Source organism: Algoriphagus aquimarinus (assembly GCF_900112005.1).
Taxonomy (GTDB): Bacteria; Bacteroidota; Bacteroidia; order Cytophagales; family Cyclobacteriaceae; genus Algoriphagus; species Algoriphagus aquimarinus.
This window is the reverse complement of record NZ_FOKK01000008.1, coordinates 226,972-241,487: the sequence shown is the minus strand read 5'-3', so window position 1 is coordinate 241,487 and position 14,516 is coordinate 226,972. Positions and strand designations below refer to the sequence as shown.

11 protein-coding genes are annotated in these 14,516 nt (G+C 38.4%); 3 read left to right on the top strand and 8 right to left on the bottom strand.

All coding sequences use genetic code 11. The features are described 5' to 3' along the window. From BM291_RS12620 to BM291_RS12590, 7 genes are all read right to left on the bottom strand, one after another. The coding region (locus tag BM291_RS12620) for a hypothetical protein (protein ID WP_217647316.1) at nt 1-388 on the bottom strand (388 nt) is incomplete at its 3' end. A gap of 395 nt (nt 389-783) precedes the next feature. Beyond that, entirely contained in the window at nt 784-3,093 is a 2,310-nt protein-coding gene (locus tag BM291_RS12615; RefSeq protein ID WP_092897931.1) for a glycoside hydrolase family 95 protein, read from the bottom strand. Nucleotides 3,094-3,367: 274 nt separating this feature from the next. Beyond that, the gene (locus BM291_RS12610; RefSeq protein ID WP_092897929.1) at nt 3,368-4,951 is read right to left on the bottom strand and encodes a sulfatase family protein; all 1,584 of its coding nucleotides are present in this window, start codon (nt 4,949-4,951) and stop codon (nt 3,368-3,370) included. A 164-nt stretch (nt 4,952-5,115) separates the two neighbouring features. Continuing rightward, on the bottom strand, nt 5,116-7,533 hold the full coding sequence (locus BM291_RS12605) for an alpha-L-rhamnosidase (protein WP_092897927.1): 2,418 nt from the start codon (nt 7,531-7,533) through the stop codon (nt 5,116-5,118). Between the two features lie 401 nt (nt 7,534-7,934). Then, nucleotides 7,935-8,351: a response regulator gene (locus BM291_RS12600; RefSeq protein ID WP_092897925.1), complete on the bottom strand. Its 417-nt coding sequence runs from the start codon at nt 8,349-8,351 to the stop codon at nt 7,935-7,937. After that, entirely contained in the window at nt 8,341-10,317 is a 1,977-nt protein-coding gene (locus tag BM291_RS12595; protein WP_092897923.1) for a GAF domain-containing sensor histidine kinase, read from the bottom strand. Before BM291_RS12595 ends, BM291_RS12600 begins: the two co-directional genes overlap by 11 nt. Before the next feature lie 373 nt (nt 10,318-10,690). Further along, nucleotides 10,691-11,152, bottom strand: a complete 462-nt coding sequence (locus BM291_RS12590; protein WP_092897921.1) for a hypothetical protein — start codon at nt 11,150-11,152, stop codon at nt 10,691-10,693. A 446-nt stretch (nt 11,153-11,598) separates the two neighbouring features. On the opposite strand from BM291_RS12590, the gene BM291_RS12585 reads away from it, so the two are divergent. The 3 genes from BM291_RS12585 to BM291_RS12575 all read left to right on the top strand — a co-directional run bounded on the left by BM291_RS12585 (nt 11,599) and on the right by BM291_RS12575 (nt 13,808). Further along, nucleotides 11,599-12,129 (top strand): PRC-barrel domain-containing protein, encoded by a 531-nt coding sequence (locus tag BM291_RS12585; protein WP_092897919.1) that lies wholly within the window; start codon nt 11,599-11,601, stop codon nt 12,127-12,129. A 502-nt stretch (nt 12,130-12,631) separates the two neighbouring features. Continuing rightward, nucleotides 12,632-13,069: a peptidylprolyl isomerase gene (locus BM291_RS12580; RefSeq protein WP_092897917.1), complete on the top strand. Its 438-nt coding sequence runs from the start codon at nt 12,632-12,634 to the stop codon at nt 13,067-13,069. Nucleotides 13,070-13,202: 133 nt separating this feature from the next. Beyond that, entirely contained in the window at nt 13,203-13,808 is a 606-nt protein-coding gene (locus BM291_RS12575; RefSeq protein WP_092897915.1) for a hypothetical protein, read from the top strand. On the opposite strand, the gene BM291_RS12570 is transcribed toward BM291_RS12575, so the two are convergent. Further along, entirely contained in the window at nt 13,805-14,509 is a 705-nt protein-coding gene (locus BM291_RS12570) for a TrmH family RNA methyltransferase (RefSeq protein ID WP_092897913.1), read from the bottom strand. The two genes, BM291_RS12575 and BM291_RS12570, sit on opposite strands and share 4 nt — an antisense overlap. Between the last annotated feature and the right edge of the window lie 7 nt (nt 14,510-14,516).

Below are 14,516 nucleotides of genomic sequence, written 5' to 3'. Positions count from 1 at the left end.
ACCTAGACATCTTTTCGTGTGAATTTTCTCCCACAACGATGATGACATAATAGGTTTCATTTTCATGAGATCCAGTAGCTACGATGAAAGATCCTTTTTTCTCAACCATAGAATTTCCCAAATCCTCACTTCCATCGATATAGTTACGCACAAAGTGCATAGGCATATTTCCGCAATCAGCAGAGCGACACGAAAAAACAAGCTTAAAACCAGCCTTTACTAACTGGATCTCAAACGTTCGATAGATCTGGGTTGCCGTTACTCCTTCAGCGGATTCATATTCTATAAATGTAACTTCTCCTTCTATGGCGTTAGAATCCTTCAACTTATTGGAGTTCACCAATTCTGCTAGCGGGGTAACTGTACGATTCAAATTGTTTGTAATCATACCGCTTAATCCATGATCCTTCTTACCTAGAGATAAGAGGAAGATCTTTAGAATTTGAAACATCCTTCTGAGCGAAATCTTCTGAAATTATAATTCCATACAAAAGCGCTACTAAAATAAAACGTTGTATAGTTTTAACACTAAAGCTAACCCGAAGAGTATCGTTGAATTACAATTATAGCACTAGCCAAAAAGGCAAAAGTTAAGTTAAATGCCCTTATATATGATATTATTGTTACCTCACTCATACCAAAGGGAAGCCTGATTTACCTAATAAGGCAGCTCGTGAAATCGGCATACACTAGCTTTTCTAAGTAGTCAATATAAAAAAAGCACTTAGCGAACAGTTACGCTAAGTGCTCTTAATTTCCACCTTTCATTCAAGTAATGGAAGTTTACTTCAATTTCAGCATCCCATCAAACGCATATTCCCCTCCTTTTACTGTAGGTATAATGACCTTCGCGTCCTGATATTGAATTTTCAAATCTACGCCGGCTTTTGAATAAACGATCAGTTCGGTCAATTGTCCATTGCTCCAAGTAATATCAAGCTCGAAACCTCCTCTAGCACGTATTCCTCGGATTTTACCTTCTGGCAAAGCATCAGGAAGTGCTGGTAGTAATTCTATCTTATCCAAATGACTCTGCACTATCATTTCCAAAATTCCAGCGGCTCCGCCAAAATTTCCATCGATTTGAAACGGCGGATGTGCATCGAATAAATTCGGGTAAGATCCACCATCATTTTTTCTCAATGGCTCTTCTGCTGGACTCAACAGACTATGCAGTAGCTTGTACGATCGATTTCCATCCTGGAATCTAGCCCAAAAATTGATCTTCCAAGCCAAACTCCAACCTGTACCATTATCCCCTCTGAATTCCAGAGATTGCTTGGCTGCCTCCATCAATTCAGGCGTATCCTCATAATTAATCTCATTGCCAGGATGCATGCCCCACAGGTGACTTACATGCCTATGATGAACTTCCGGGTCATCTTTATCTTCCATCCATTCCTGAAGTTGCCCGTGTTTACCTATTTGATTAGGAGCGATTCTCGGAATCATTGCTGTCAATTCAGCAGCAAACTCTTCATCTGTACCCAAAATCTTAGCAGCTTCTATCGTCTGATTGAACAAGGCTCTGATAATCTGATGATCCATCGTAGGACCTGCTACTAATCCTCCTATTTCAGGAGAATTGGATGGGGAACTGATCAAATAACCTGTGGCTTGGTCTTCATATAGAAATTCGGAAAAGAATAAGGCTGCATCTCTCATCAAAGGGTAATATTCTCTGAGAAAGTCCTCATTCAAACTAAACCGGTAATGATCCCATATATGCGTGGTAAGCCAAGCGCCACCAGTCACCCAAATCCCATGATGCGAAGCATTCACAGGAGCTGCACCTCGCCAGATATCTACATTATGATGTGCTACCCAGCCATCCGCACCGTAATGTTTCTCAGCTACCTTAGCACCACTTATTGAAAGGTCTGCAATCATCCCAAAAAGAGGCTCTTGTAATTCGGCCAAATTAGCCATCTCAGCATGCCAATAATTCATCTCCAAATTGATATTGGTGGTATAGCCACTCAACCAAGGAGGCGTCAAGTTATCATTCCAAATACCTTGAAGTGTAGGTGGTAAAGTGCCTGGTCTACTGCTTGAAATCAAGAGATATCGGGCATATTGCACATATAGCGCTACCAGCTCAGGATCTTCAGGCTGCTTCCAAAAATCATATATACGAACATCTGTAGTGATCTGCTCCTTACCCTTTGCTCCTAGGTCTATAGAAAAACGATCGTACAAATTGCCATAGTCAGCTAAATGGGAGCTCAAAATCTCCTCATATTTCTTGCTATTCAAAGGAGATAAGTAAGCAGCTACTCGTTCATTTGGGTCTGCACTTACATCTTCAAAATTCACATAATTAGTTGCCGCTACCAAGTAAACAGTGGCCATGGAAGCCTCGCTCACAACCAATCTACCATCCTTCTTTTCTACTACCCCATCCGTAACTATTTTCAACGATGCCACACCTGTCAGCGCACCATCTTTTACATTCACTACTAGTTGCTGGGTATCCTTCTCTGTAGTTATAGACTTATCTTCATGCAAGGCATCTAGCCAAAGTGTAAAAGAAAGAGACTTGCTTTGACTTCCTGTCAAATGCAGCACCAAGGCTTGGTCTGGGAAACTTGAGAACACCGTTCTCTCGTATTTCACATCTCCTATTTCATAGGAAACCTTGCTCAGCGCTTTGGATATATCTAGCTCCCTGCTATAATTAGAAAAATTCTCATGGCCAGGAAAATCCAAATACAAGTCACCAAATGGCTGGTAAGGTTTCTGTTTGATTGGCTCGCTCATAAATACCCTACCTGCTAATTTCTGAGCTTCTAATTGCTTACCATTAGACAACAAAAGTCGAATTTCATCCAAATATTCAGAAGCATTTTCATGGGAATAGTCATGAGGCTTACCTGCCCAAAGAGTCTCCTCATTGAATTGGAGATGCTCTCGCTCCACTCCTCCAAAAACCATAGCGCCTAACCTGCCATTTCCTAGCGGTAAGGCTTCCGTCCAGGCTGTAGCAGGTTTGTTGTAGTGTAGTCTCATCCCTTCTTGCCCGAAGAGCTGAGAAGAAATCAAAGCAAATAAGGAGAGTGAAAAAACCCTTAATAGTACTGATTTTTTAGTCATTATAATGTTTTGTAAAATCCTTAAAAAAGAGTTGATATAAAACCTGAAAGGCTGACCTTCGAAGAATCAAAACTCCTCTACTAGATAGAATAATAGGCGTTTAGCTCGCAAAAGCTTTTGTGATTATAGACTGATGATCGATCAAATCACACAGCCTTATAAATAATTTCATTTTAGGCCAATGAATTCATATCCAAAGCATAAGATGTGACGTCTCGAGAAGCTCAGGCATAACGTCAGAAAAGAGGTCTAAATAACTTACCTAATTGTTACTCTATTTCCTGCTATCCATATAGGAATTAAATGTCTGGATATACTTTTCATCCATTTCCTCAGAGTCTCCATACTGGGCACGAACTTCTTTCAATCGAACATGCATATCCGCTCTAACTTTCTTGTATTCTGGATCATTGTAGACGTTATTCATTTCCTGCGGATCTTTTTCTAGATCATACATTTCCCACTCATCAATGTCATAGTAAAAGTGCATAAGCTTATAACGCTCTGTACTTATGCCATAATGCCTCTTTACCATATGAACCGCTGGATATTCATAATAAGTGTAATAAGCTGCATCTCTCCACTCCTGAGAACTGCCATTGGCGAGATTTCTAAATGACTCACCCTGCATCTCACTTGGTACCTCAACACCTGCATAATCAAGTAGCGTAGGAGCAAAATCCAGATTCTGAACTAGCTTACTTATCTCCGTATTAGGTTTGATTTCCTTTGGGAATCGCATCAAAAGTGGTGTTCTGAAGGATTCTTCATACATGAAGCGCTTATCAAACCAGCCATGTTCTCCTAGGTAGAAACCCTGATCAGAAGAATAAATTACTATGGTATTTTCTGCAAGTCCATTTTCTTCGAGGTAATCCAACAATTCACCAACTCCATCATCTACAGATTTTATGGTTCTCAGGTAATCCTTAATGTATGTGTTGTATTTCCACTCTGCCAATTCTTTACCCTCCAATTTAGCTTCCAAAAAGGCCTTATTTTTTGGCTCATATGCAGCATCCCAATCTTTTAATTGTTGCTCATTAAAGCGCTTCAAGTAGTTCAGCATTAAGGTAGGCTTACCGTCTGGATCCTCTTTCAATTTAAAATCTATTCCCCAATCAGCATGTCCATCTATTTGCATTTCCTGTTCCTTAGCAGCTCTGCCTCGGTTGGAATAGTCATCGTAGAAATTACTAGGCATTGGAAAGGTCACGTCATCATACAGCGTGAGATATTCTGGAGCAGGCTGCCAATTTCTATGAGGAGCCTTTTGATTGTATATCAACATAAAAGGTTTCTCCGGATCTCTTTCTTCCTCCAGCCATTTCAACGCGTATTCTGTCGTAATATCTGTCACATATCCTTCAAATCGTTTCATCTCACCGTTCACGATAAAATCAGGATTGTAATAATTGCCTTGACCAGGCAAAACCATAGAGAAATCGAATCCTTGAGGAAGGCCATCCAAATGAATTTTGCCTATCATCGCAGTATTATATCCTGCTTGCTGAAGGAGCTTTGCAAAATTATCCTGATCCCAGTCAAAAGGCTGGATGTTATCTACTTTTCCGTTTATAAAGCTATGTTTCCCCGTCAAAATCACCGCTCTACTTGGTGCACAGATGGAATTTGTAACTGTGGCGCGAGTGAAAATTGCCCCTTCATCGGCCAAGCGATCGATGTTCGGTGTTTCGTTTAGACCCGTACCATAAGCACTTATTGCCTGGTAAGCATGATCATCACTTAGCATGAAAATAATATTCGGCTTCTTTTGTTTATTTTGAGCTTGTAAATGGCCTGAGCTTGTCACAAGCACACTGAAAAATAAATAGAGAGTAATTTTTCTAAGAATCATAGGCTTTGGTAATAGGTAAATTTTAATACAAAGAAGTTTGAATTTATCAAGGCAAAGGCAAAGGACTAACCTCCTCTAACCTGCTAAATATCCGAATTTCTATTTCATCTGGATCTGCGAGCTAATCCTTGATCAATCTACTATTGGAAATACATACCTGTTTTTTAAGGTGCGACTGTTATCACATAACTCCCCTCTTCTAAGGCAAACTGTCCGGTCTGCATGCCTTCAATTTCAGTCGATGGCTTTTGACCTTTTCCATTAGAAATAGTCACTTTTTGAGATTGGATAATAGGTAAGGTAACGTTTGCTATAGAACCTTTTGGAACGGAAATCTCATAAACATAGCTCTCGGAAGCTACCTTTTTCCAACTCGATACAATTTCGCCAAAAGGAGAATTATAGATCCCTTTCACAGATTCTAGTCCATTAGGGATTGTAGGTGTGATGAAAAACTCTTGAAATCCTGGGTGCTCAGGATCTGGACGAATACCCGCTAACCAGCGATAATACCATTCTGAAACTGTCCCGAACATTGGGTGATTATTCGAGAAAGTATTGTCACTTTCTTTCCAAGTTTCCCATATCGTAGTCGCTCCCTGATCTATCATAAAGCCCCAGCCTGGATATTCTCTGCTGTTTACGATATCAAAAACAGCGTTCGGTGAGCCGTATTCGGCAAGTGCTTCCAGTGCATACTTTGTTCCAAATATACCTGTATTCAAGTGCTGTGTTGGACCATTTTTAATAGCTACTAATAGTGAATCCCTTGCTGCAGGAATCTGATCTTCTGGTACAATCTTATGATAAAGTAAGGTTGCAAATAAAGTTTGTCTGTTAATCTTTCCTTCGAAAGGCTTGTCCCAAAACTCAGCTTTGATTTGCCCTTTTAACTGATCTGCTAGCTTCTCATACTTTTTTACATCAGCAGTCCTTCCCATTACCTCAGCGAAAGTTGCCATAATACGAGCGGACTGCAGGTAATGACTGGTTCCTGTGAGTTGGACCGGAACAGGCTCTAGCGATTCATGATCACTTAATCCCTCATCCACAAGTCCTTCTGGATGCAGCATGGCTACTTTATCCATCCATTTATTATTTAGCTCATAAAGCTCATGAATGATGTCTGTGTCATTATAGTAGAGGTACAAGTAATACTGGGTAGTCAAATAAGCTGATTCCCAGCTGATACCGCAATACTCAACACCCGTGAAGGGTGCAGTATCTACAAAGGTTGAGTCTTTCATCGCATCTACCCAGTCATAGATAGTTTTGCGATAAAAGGATTGCATGTCAAAATTGTAAATGAAGGTTTCATTGGTAGCATTCAAATCACCGCCGTAGCCAAATTTCTCTCTGGCAGCACAGTCAGATTGTACACTTACCAGATTGGCCAAAAACGTCCTTTTTGAAATATCCTGGATGGAATTAAGCAATTGGGATGAGCTGGAGAAAGAATTCTGATTGATGACATTCGTATGCATAAAGAGCCCTCTGATATCCTCAAGTTGCGGCTTTTCCTTCAAGCCTTTTATCTCCATGTACCGAAAGGTGTGGTAGGTAAAATCTGGGCTAAACCATTGCCCTTTCTTATCGCCTACAATATAACTATCCGTCTGCCAAGCAATAGCTGGTGCTCCTGGCCCGCCAATACCCGGACGTTTTATTTGGCCAATTACTGTAGTCATCGGGTTGACATTTCCATCCTCGTAAATGCGCTCGCCAAACTTGAAGGAAATTGTATCTCCCACATTTCCAGCTAATTTAATCTTATACGTTCCAGTGAAATTAACTCCCATATCAACTACCCAAACACCTTCTTCGGGAGAGTGAACGTCTATTGGAATTATTTCCTGAGTAATTTCAACAGGTGGGAAAAATGCCTTTTCGAGTTTGCCTCCTGGAGAAGTACCAATCGTAGCAGCTTTCCAGTTCGTATCATCAAACCCAGGTTTATTCCATCCTTCCACTTCCCTGTTGGCATTATAGGCAACGCCGATGTAAACAGAGTTTTTGGTGATTGGCCCCAAGGTATATTTCCAAGAATCGTCAGTTACGATTTCTTCAGTATCCCCATTTTCATAACTAATATGGAGTTTTGCGATGAAGACAGGCTTGCCCACAGTCAGGTCGCTTCTTAGGTTTCTTCTTCCCCATTTCCTCATGGGTAGAGGATTGTAAAATCCATTTCCTAGCGAAACACCTAAGCAGTTGGCCCCATCCTCAATCATAGAAGTGACATCATACTCTGAATAGTAAATCCGCTTACTGAAGTCCGTCCAGGCCGGATCTAACACATTTTCTTTAATGCCTTCACCATTTATTGAGGCCTTGAAATAACCCGCCGCAGTGATGCTCAAGGAGGCAGATTTTATGGCTCTATCCGTATTGAATTCCTTTCTGAAAAGAGGTGCGGGATGCTCTAAATAAAACAGGGAATCGCTTTCGGGGAGAGCTATCCCATCTTCAATCCACATTGCACGCTTATCTTCTGCCAAGCTTAATGGTACTTGTTCGGGAGTGCTTGTGCATGCGAAAAATGCCAAAGCACAAAGTGAAAAAAGTAGTTTCAATGATTTCATGAGCGGTTATGATTTTACTTAACTTTTTCTTGGTTGGAATAAGGAGCTTTTTAGACTAAATCCCTAATAAGCAACCCTTACAAATATCTACAGCCTAAGCATACCTAAATATTGATATTATGTGAATGGGATTGAATATGAACCACAGTATTAAGCAGCAGTACAAAAACCATTGAATTCAGCCATTTAAGTCTTATAATAATCAGTTGTAGTGTATCGACAAGATATACCTCCGCACCACTTTTGGAACTAATTTAAAAGTCAAGAGAGCTGGTGAAACATCAGAATTAGATGCATACCATTCTATTATTTCAGGTTTAACATCTAAATCGCTTTTACTAAATATTTGATATTCTAACTTAATCTATCAGATCAAAAGCTAGAGGGAAAAGCATCCAAACTTATATCCCGTTCTCGGAGTTGAGTATAATCTGCTTGATTTCATTGCACTTGTCCATATCTAGTGGCTTAGAGATATAGCCATAAACTGAATTGTAGGAAGCTGCTCTGTTCTTATCTTCCTCGCTGATCGACGAAGTAAGCATAATTACTTTCACATCCTTTTTAAGATCCACGCTTTCTACCCTATTCAAGAAATCCCAACCACTGATTTTAGGCATATTGATGTCTAATAAGATCCACAATTGGCACATTTCATCGTTGTCTTCTGCTGCAAACAACAGCTTCAAAGCATCTATTGGTTTATTAAAAATTAATATTTCCTGTACAATTTTCTTAATGCCAGATACAATCAAAAATTTCTCGGCAATCAATAAGGAAACCTTATCGTCATCAATAATTAATAATTTAATCTTCATAATTCAAAAACTCTAAATTAATGGTGGTTCCATTGCCATTTTCACTCTGAATATCAACACGCCCACCTAAAGCCTCAATTTGTTTTTTAACCAAATAAAGTCCTATCCCATTGCCATATTGTGTATCCTTCAACGGTCTTTGAATCTTAAATAACTCATCTCCATATTGTTTCATGTCAATTCCAATTCCATTATCCTCAATCTTGATCTGAAGAATTGAATTGGTAATCTGAGAAGCTTCAATTTCAATTTGCAACTCTCTATCTGGAGAAACGAGTTTTAGGGAATTTGCAAACACATTTAAAAACACATTTTCAAGATATTCTCTAATGGAAAATATAATTAAATCAACAGGTATGTTATTGACTGAAGAGAAGCGAGCATGTGGTTTTGTCTTTCTTAAAAGCTCAAATACTTGTTCTATTAGATAGTAAAGGGAAACAGGTTCCTTCCCGTTTTCAAAAACCGAGGTTAATGAGGTCAGTTTATCCAAAGCGATAATAGTCCTATCGGTTTTTCTTATCTCCTTCTTGAGAAGACGGAAGTAATTTTGCTGCTCTTCTTCATCACTTATTAAATCCATCAAACTGATCAAACCAACAGCATTGGCGACATGAGAGCGGATATCATGAGAAACAATTGAATTATATTCTAAGAGCTTTTTGTTTTGGAAAGCTGTATAGTCAGCTAGCAACTGTACTTGAACTCTGTTGTCTTCCAACTCCGAAACATCATACCCCAGGCATAAGACTTCTGAAACTTCATTTTGAGAATTTTTAAGCCCGATGAAATCCCACAGATTAGAGACCTCTACTTGGTCACGATTTGTCTCTTTTAGCAAAATTCTGCATTTGGCCTCTCTTCCTGAAGCTACTTTGAAGAACACTTCCTTAGCATAATCTAAATAGGCTGGCGTCACAGAGTGGAAAAAATCTAATCTATCCCAAGAAGTTTCCAATGAATCGACACCTAATTCAGCCGCGTAAAAATCGTTACAAAAGGTAAGCCTGCCATCTATACCTGCTTTGCAGATATAAAATGTTGAATTATTTACCAGAGACTTGTAAGTATTTGCAGTTTGCACAGCTTCCATTTCACGCATTTGCAGCTGCTCACGCAATTCATTCTCAACAGTAACATCCTGAAAAACAACATATAATTCTTTTTCGATTAATTCACAATGAACCTCTATCATTCTGTCATCAGTTGCAAAGTCAAACGAAAACTTTGAGTTTGAAGCAGTTTGAGAATTACTGAATTCCCTAATTCTATGAAATACTAATGAAGCTGATTTATCAATCCCAAAGACTCCTGTTTCAAATTCTTCAAAGGTCATGGAATAATCTCTATTCAGATTAAACAACACATTATTTGAAGGTGTCCAAAAAATATCATTGCCGGATAAATCCAAATATAATCCCCCCAATTTGCCTATCACAGCTGCGGTATCTGTTACAATCCTCCTTTTTTCAAGACGTTCCGCTTCTATTGATAATTCATAGTTGAGCCTATGGCTTTCCATTAAAATCATGGTCTGATCAGCCATGGTTTTAAGGAATTCTAATTGCACTTCATCCAGATGTTGTGGTTCAAAACCAACTACACAGAAATTTCCTAGAATGGAATTATCGGGCGCTATCAGAGGAAACCCCACATAAAACCTAACTCCATATTCCACAAAAGCTAAATACTCTTTGAAGGTATTATCCAAGCTCAAATCAGGAATATTCAGAAATGGCAGCTTTTCATCTATCAAATACTTACAAATAGAAGTTGCCAACGGAACCTCAGAATAATCAAATCCCACCTTAGACTTAAACCACTGTCTATCATTGTCTGCAAATGAAACAAAAGCTGCATCAGCTTTACAAATTTTTAGTGCTAGTTGGGTAAGATTGTCAAATTGCTCGGAAGGTTCAGTATCGAGAATATGATACGCCTCTATGCCAGATAATTGCACACTCATTTAAATGATCTTTAGGCGCATTAAAACGCATTTTATTAGAATAGTACTATTTCGTATTAGTTTTATGAAAGTAAGGATTTTACAAAAACCTTAAAACTTTAATTCAATAATTATTAATGTTTCCCTGCACTACAGTAATAAATTGAGTAATGGACCTACATAATCTTTGTATTAGGTCGATCAATCACGTATGAATCTCCAGTATATGGAAGTTGAATTATAGGACGTTTACTATCCTTATGAACCCATTTTCTGTCCTACGAATTAGTAATTAGCTGCTATATCAATGGTAAGTGAAGTTCACAGGGTAATTTAATTCTTTCAAATTAACACCCACTTAACGCTGTATTCCCAGCTCACAACAAACCTCCAATTATCCTCTTATACCCAAACTCCCCCGTTTCAACTCAATATTTTCACGAACAGTGCGCGCGGCTTCTCTCAAATATTCAATGTGCTCATCACGTCCATATAAGGTATAATCGTCACTTACTTCGGTACCCTGCTTCTCTCTTCTTTCGTATCTGCTATTCTTTATTTGCTGTGCTCTTGAGTTAAACTCTTCAATGCTATCCCCATTATCGATATAAAGCGCTTCATCGTGCTCCAGTTTATTATTTCTCATGGTTACAAATGGTAGCCCTCCCACTTCAAATAAAATTTCAATATCGATCAGCTCTTTAGAATATACTATCCAAAACTCTCTGCCTACAAATTCATTTTTAGACAAAGCAAATTCAAACTCGGAGATTAAAAAACTAAACTCTTTTGCAACGTGATCCACATGCGTGTTAAATGCTAAATTTTGAGAAACAGGGGTGATTTTGACTGCCATTTTGAAGGATGCTATTTTTGTATGCTTTTATTGGTGTCTTTAAGAACCTGACTAACAACTTGCCTCAAAAGGTTTGTATTCCATTTCAGTAGAATACTCTTTTGAAAAAATAACAAGCTGCGTACCCATTCCTAAAGCCGAAATATCCGCATTTATCCTGAGTTTATTATCTAAAGAATAAGCTGAGTTATGGAATCCATTGGACACTTGGCAGTTAGTTATTTTTTAATGTAGTGGTAAATGATTTGTGTGGTGAGTAGAAAAATAGCGACTACTTAATCCGTGCAAACTCCTTACAGCTGGGATTTCATTCCACGAAAAGGGAAATACATTCTCAAGACATAGCTTTGAAAATGCTTTTAATGGCCATTAGACGACGAAATACCCAATGGCACACATATAGAATGTAGTGAATCAAATAATAAATTCACTAACCAACTAACAAAATGAATAACTCACTTCATTCCCAAATTAGTAGCTCTACTGCTACTTCATGTAAAGTAAAAACTGCAAGAGATGAATCGGTAGGATCCATTAAGGATATTATGATCAATACTTCAACTGGTCAAGTTGATTATGTAGTTCTAAAAGTGGACGAGGGATTTTTGAACCTAGGTTCAAAGCTTTTAGCTCTACCATTTGAGTCATTCGAGTTTAATCCAAAGCAAGATGATGTAATCATCGTCAAGGAAATCAAAGAGACCTTGGAAAATGCGCCTGGATTTGATGAAGATAACTGGCCTTCTGGACCGCAAGCAGAATTTATTCATGACATGCGAACCTTTTATAGTGAGGAATCCCGAAGTCTCTATGGAAGGTATGACCACGTAAATAGATCCTACTACAATGACGAAGATCGATTTGATATGCAATCAACTCAGATTCGAGATCGTCAATCCGGCGATGGGTTCTTAGAGATGGATCACCGTGGCCAAAGACAATCCGATATTCGAAGAGGAGGAGATCCTTTGTTATAATGGATAATCAAGGATTTATAAAAGGCTAATCCAAAATTGGATTAGCCTTTTTTGAGTTTAAACTCATTCATCTTTAGCGGCTGATTAGTTCAAATTACTTACACTAACTGCGGCAAAATCAGAGTCTAAGGAATAAATAATTAGAGTTTTATAAATAAAACTAAAAGAGAAATAGATAACTGTCATAAATTCCTTTCAAAAAAATCTTTTGATGAAAAGGTAATATTTCTTCCCACCCAAAGGAAATCCTACAATTAAACTTATAAGTATTTCCTCAAATTTATTAGCTATTGATTGTAAGTCAATTACCTATTAATTGGCGGGAGTGATTTATAAAAATAGCTATTCGAATAACATTTAAATAGCTATCAATAAAACTATAGGGAGTTATGAAAAGCATGCTATCTATGAATCAAGTACTAATTCTTTCCTGAATTGTTATATTTTTGCAAAGCTTAGATTTCGAAAAACGACAGATCAGACATAACAAATACCTGAAAAGATGAAGACAGCAGAATTGATTACTGAAAAAGGCACGATGAAAGTGGAGTTTTACGAGAAGGATGCACCTCTCGCAGTTCAGAATTTCATTGACCTTGCAAACAAAGGTTTTTATGATGGACTGACCTTTCATAGAGTTATTCCTAATTTTGTGATACAGGGTGGCTGTCCTAAGGGAAATGGCACAGGTGGACCAGGTTATCACATCAATTGTGAATTAGATGGCGAAAACCAACATCACGAGCGAGGAGTACTTTCTATGGCTCACGCGGGTAGAAATACTGGAGGATCTCAATTCTTTATTTGCCATAGCAGAGACAATACAGCTCACCTTGACAGAAATCATACGTGCTTCGGTAAAGTAGTAGAAGGCTTGGATATTATAGATGAAATCAAAGCCGGAGACAAAATCGAAAAAATTATAGTTTCAGAATCTTAATAGATTTTTGGACCCATCAACAAATGCCCTCTGAAGCTAATCGCTTTTTGAGGGCATTTTTTTATACTCATTTTTTAATTTTCAAAGGTTGGAATAGTTATTGAATAAGGGTCATTTCCTTTGATAATAGTCTATGCAAGCACGCCTAACTCTACTTACCCTTCTCATCTTCTCTTCTATTTCTTTGACTCATGCCCAACGCTATGGCACTGCGGTAGGTCTAAGATTTGGAAATAGCAACCAATATAGAACTGTAGGACTTACTGCTCAGCAGAGAATTACTAAGCAGGTGTCTATAGAGGCTATTCTTCAGTCAGATTTTAAGCTCAACACCACTTTTACTGCCTTGGTGGAAAAACACCATCCCATAATCTCCAAACGATTTAATTATTACTACGGGGCTGGTGCGTCTTTTGGTGTAGAGGAAAGCTTTGTGAAAGACGAAGAGACTAAGCAAATCTTACATACTTATGGGAATTCTACTGCAGGTATAGATCTCATCGGTGGCCTAGAACTCACCGTATTGAATACCGTCATCTCCTTAGACTATAAACCAAATATCAATCTTGTCGGTCGAGAGGATTTCTACAGAGGACAGATGGGAATATCTGCACGAATGGTTTTAGTGAAAAGTAAGGAGCAAAAGAAAAAGCAAAGACAACGTAAGAAAGCCAAGAATAAATCTAAAAAAGTACCTTTAAATGAGCAGATCAACGCTATCTTCCAAAAGAAGAATTAAGCATTCTTGGATTTTAAAAAGGCTTTTTCATGCAGTTCAGCCTTGTTTACAACAGATCTAAACCATTTCATTCGAAGAATTTGCTTCTCATGTTCCGTAAGATAGAAATCCGGATGGTCGTAATTCTCAACTTTTTTTACAAGCTCGTATAGAGCTATGGAGGCAGCCACAGAAATATTAAAACTCTCTGTAAAGCCTAGCATAGGAATATGCACTAAGCCATCCACATTTTCTTGAACCTCGGTACTTATCCCCTCGTGCTCATTTCCAAATACTAATGCGATCTTTTCATCCGGTTCCAAATCATGAATGGAAATAGAACCCGGCAATGGACTAGTTCCGTAGATTTTGTATCCCTTTTGCTTAAGCACAGAAAAACAATCTTGAACAGCAGAGCCTTCTTTGTTATGATACTTATGCAAGTCAATCCATTGTGATGCCCCTCTGGTGACGAAAGGATTGATCTTATACATATTTACCTTTTCGATGACATGCACATCTTGAATACCAAAACAATCACAGGTACGCAATACGGCACTTGCATTGTGAGGTTTGAAAATATCCTCAAGCACAACGGTGAGGAAGCGAGTTCTTTGAGTAAGGACTTTTTCCATCACTGATTTCTTATGATCCGTGATGTATTGGCTCAAATAATCCAGCCAGCCTTGATCGATAGGTTCTAATTGACTTTTTTTCTCCATCTAAAAA

What these genes read in the sequence shown, in the direction of transcription:
- BM291_RS12615 (WP_092897931.1), bottom strand. Translation starts at nt 3,093, where the DNA reads ATGACTAAAAAATCAGTACTATTAAGGGTTTTTTCACTCTCCTTATTT.
- BM291_RS12610 (WP_092897929.1), bottom strand. Translation starts at nt 4,951, where the DNA reads ATGATTCTTAGAAAAATTACTCTCTATTTATTTTTCAGTGTGCTTGTG.
- BM291_RS12605 (WP_092897927.1), bottom strand. Translation starts at nt 7,533, where the DNA reads ATGAAATCATTGAAACTACTTTTTTCACTTTGTGCTTTGGCATTTTTC.
- BM291_RS12600 (WP_092897925.1), bottom strand. Translation starts at nt 8,351, where the DNA reads ATGAAGATTAAATTATTAATTATTGATGACGATAAGGTTTCCTTATTG.
- BM291_RS12595 (WP_092897923.1), bottom strand. Translation starts at nt 10,317, where the DNA reads ATGAGTGTGCAATTATCTGGCATAGAGGCGTATCATATTCTCGATACT.
- BM291_RS12590 (WP_092897921.1), bottom strand. Translation starts at nt 11,152, where the DNA reads ATGGCAGTCAAAATCACCCCTGTTTCTCAAAATTTAGCATTTAACACG.
- BM291_RS12585 (WP_092897919.1), top strand. Translation starts at nt 11,599, where the DNA reads ATGAATAACTCACTTCATTCCCAAATTAGTAGCTCTACTGCTACTTCA.
- BM291_RS12580 (WP_092897917.1), top strand. Translation starts at nt 12,632, where the DNA reads ATGAAGACAGCAGAATTGATTACTGAAAAAGGCACGATGAAAGTGGAG.
- BM291_RS12575 (WP_092897915.1), top strand. Translation starts at nt 13,203, where the DNA reads ATGCAAGCACGCCTAACTCTACTTACCCTTCTCATCTTCTCTTCTATT.
- BM291_RS12570 (WP_092897913.1), bottom strand. Translation starts at nt 14,509, where the DNA reads ATGGAGAAAAAAAGTCAATTAGAACCTATCGATCAAGGCTGGCTGGAT.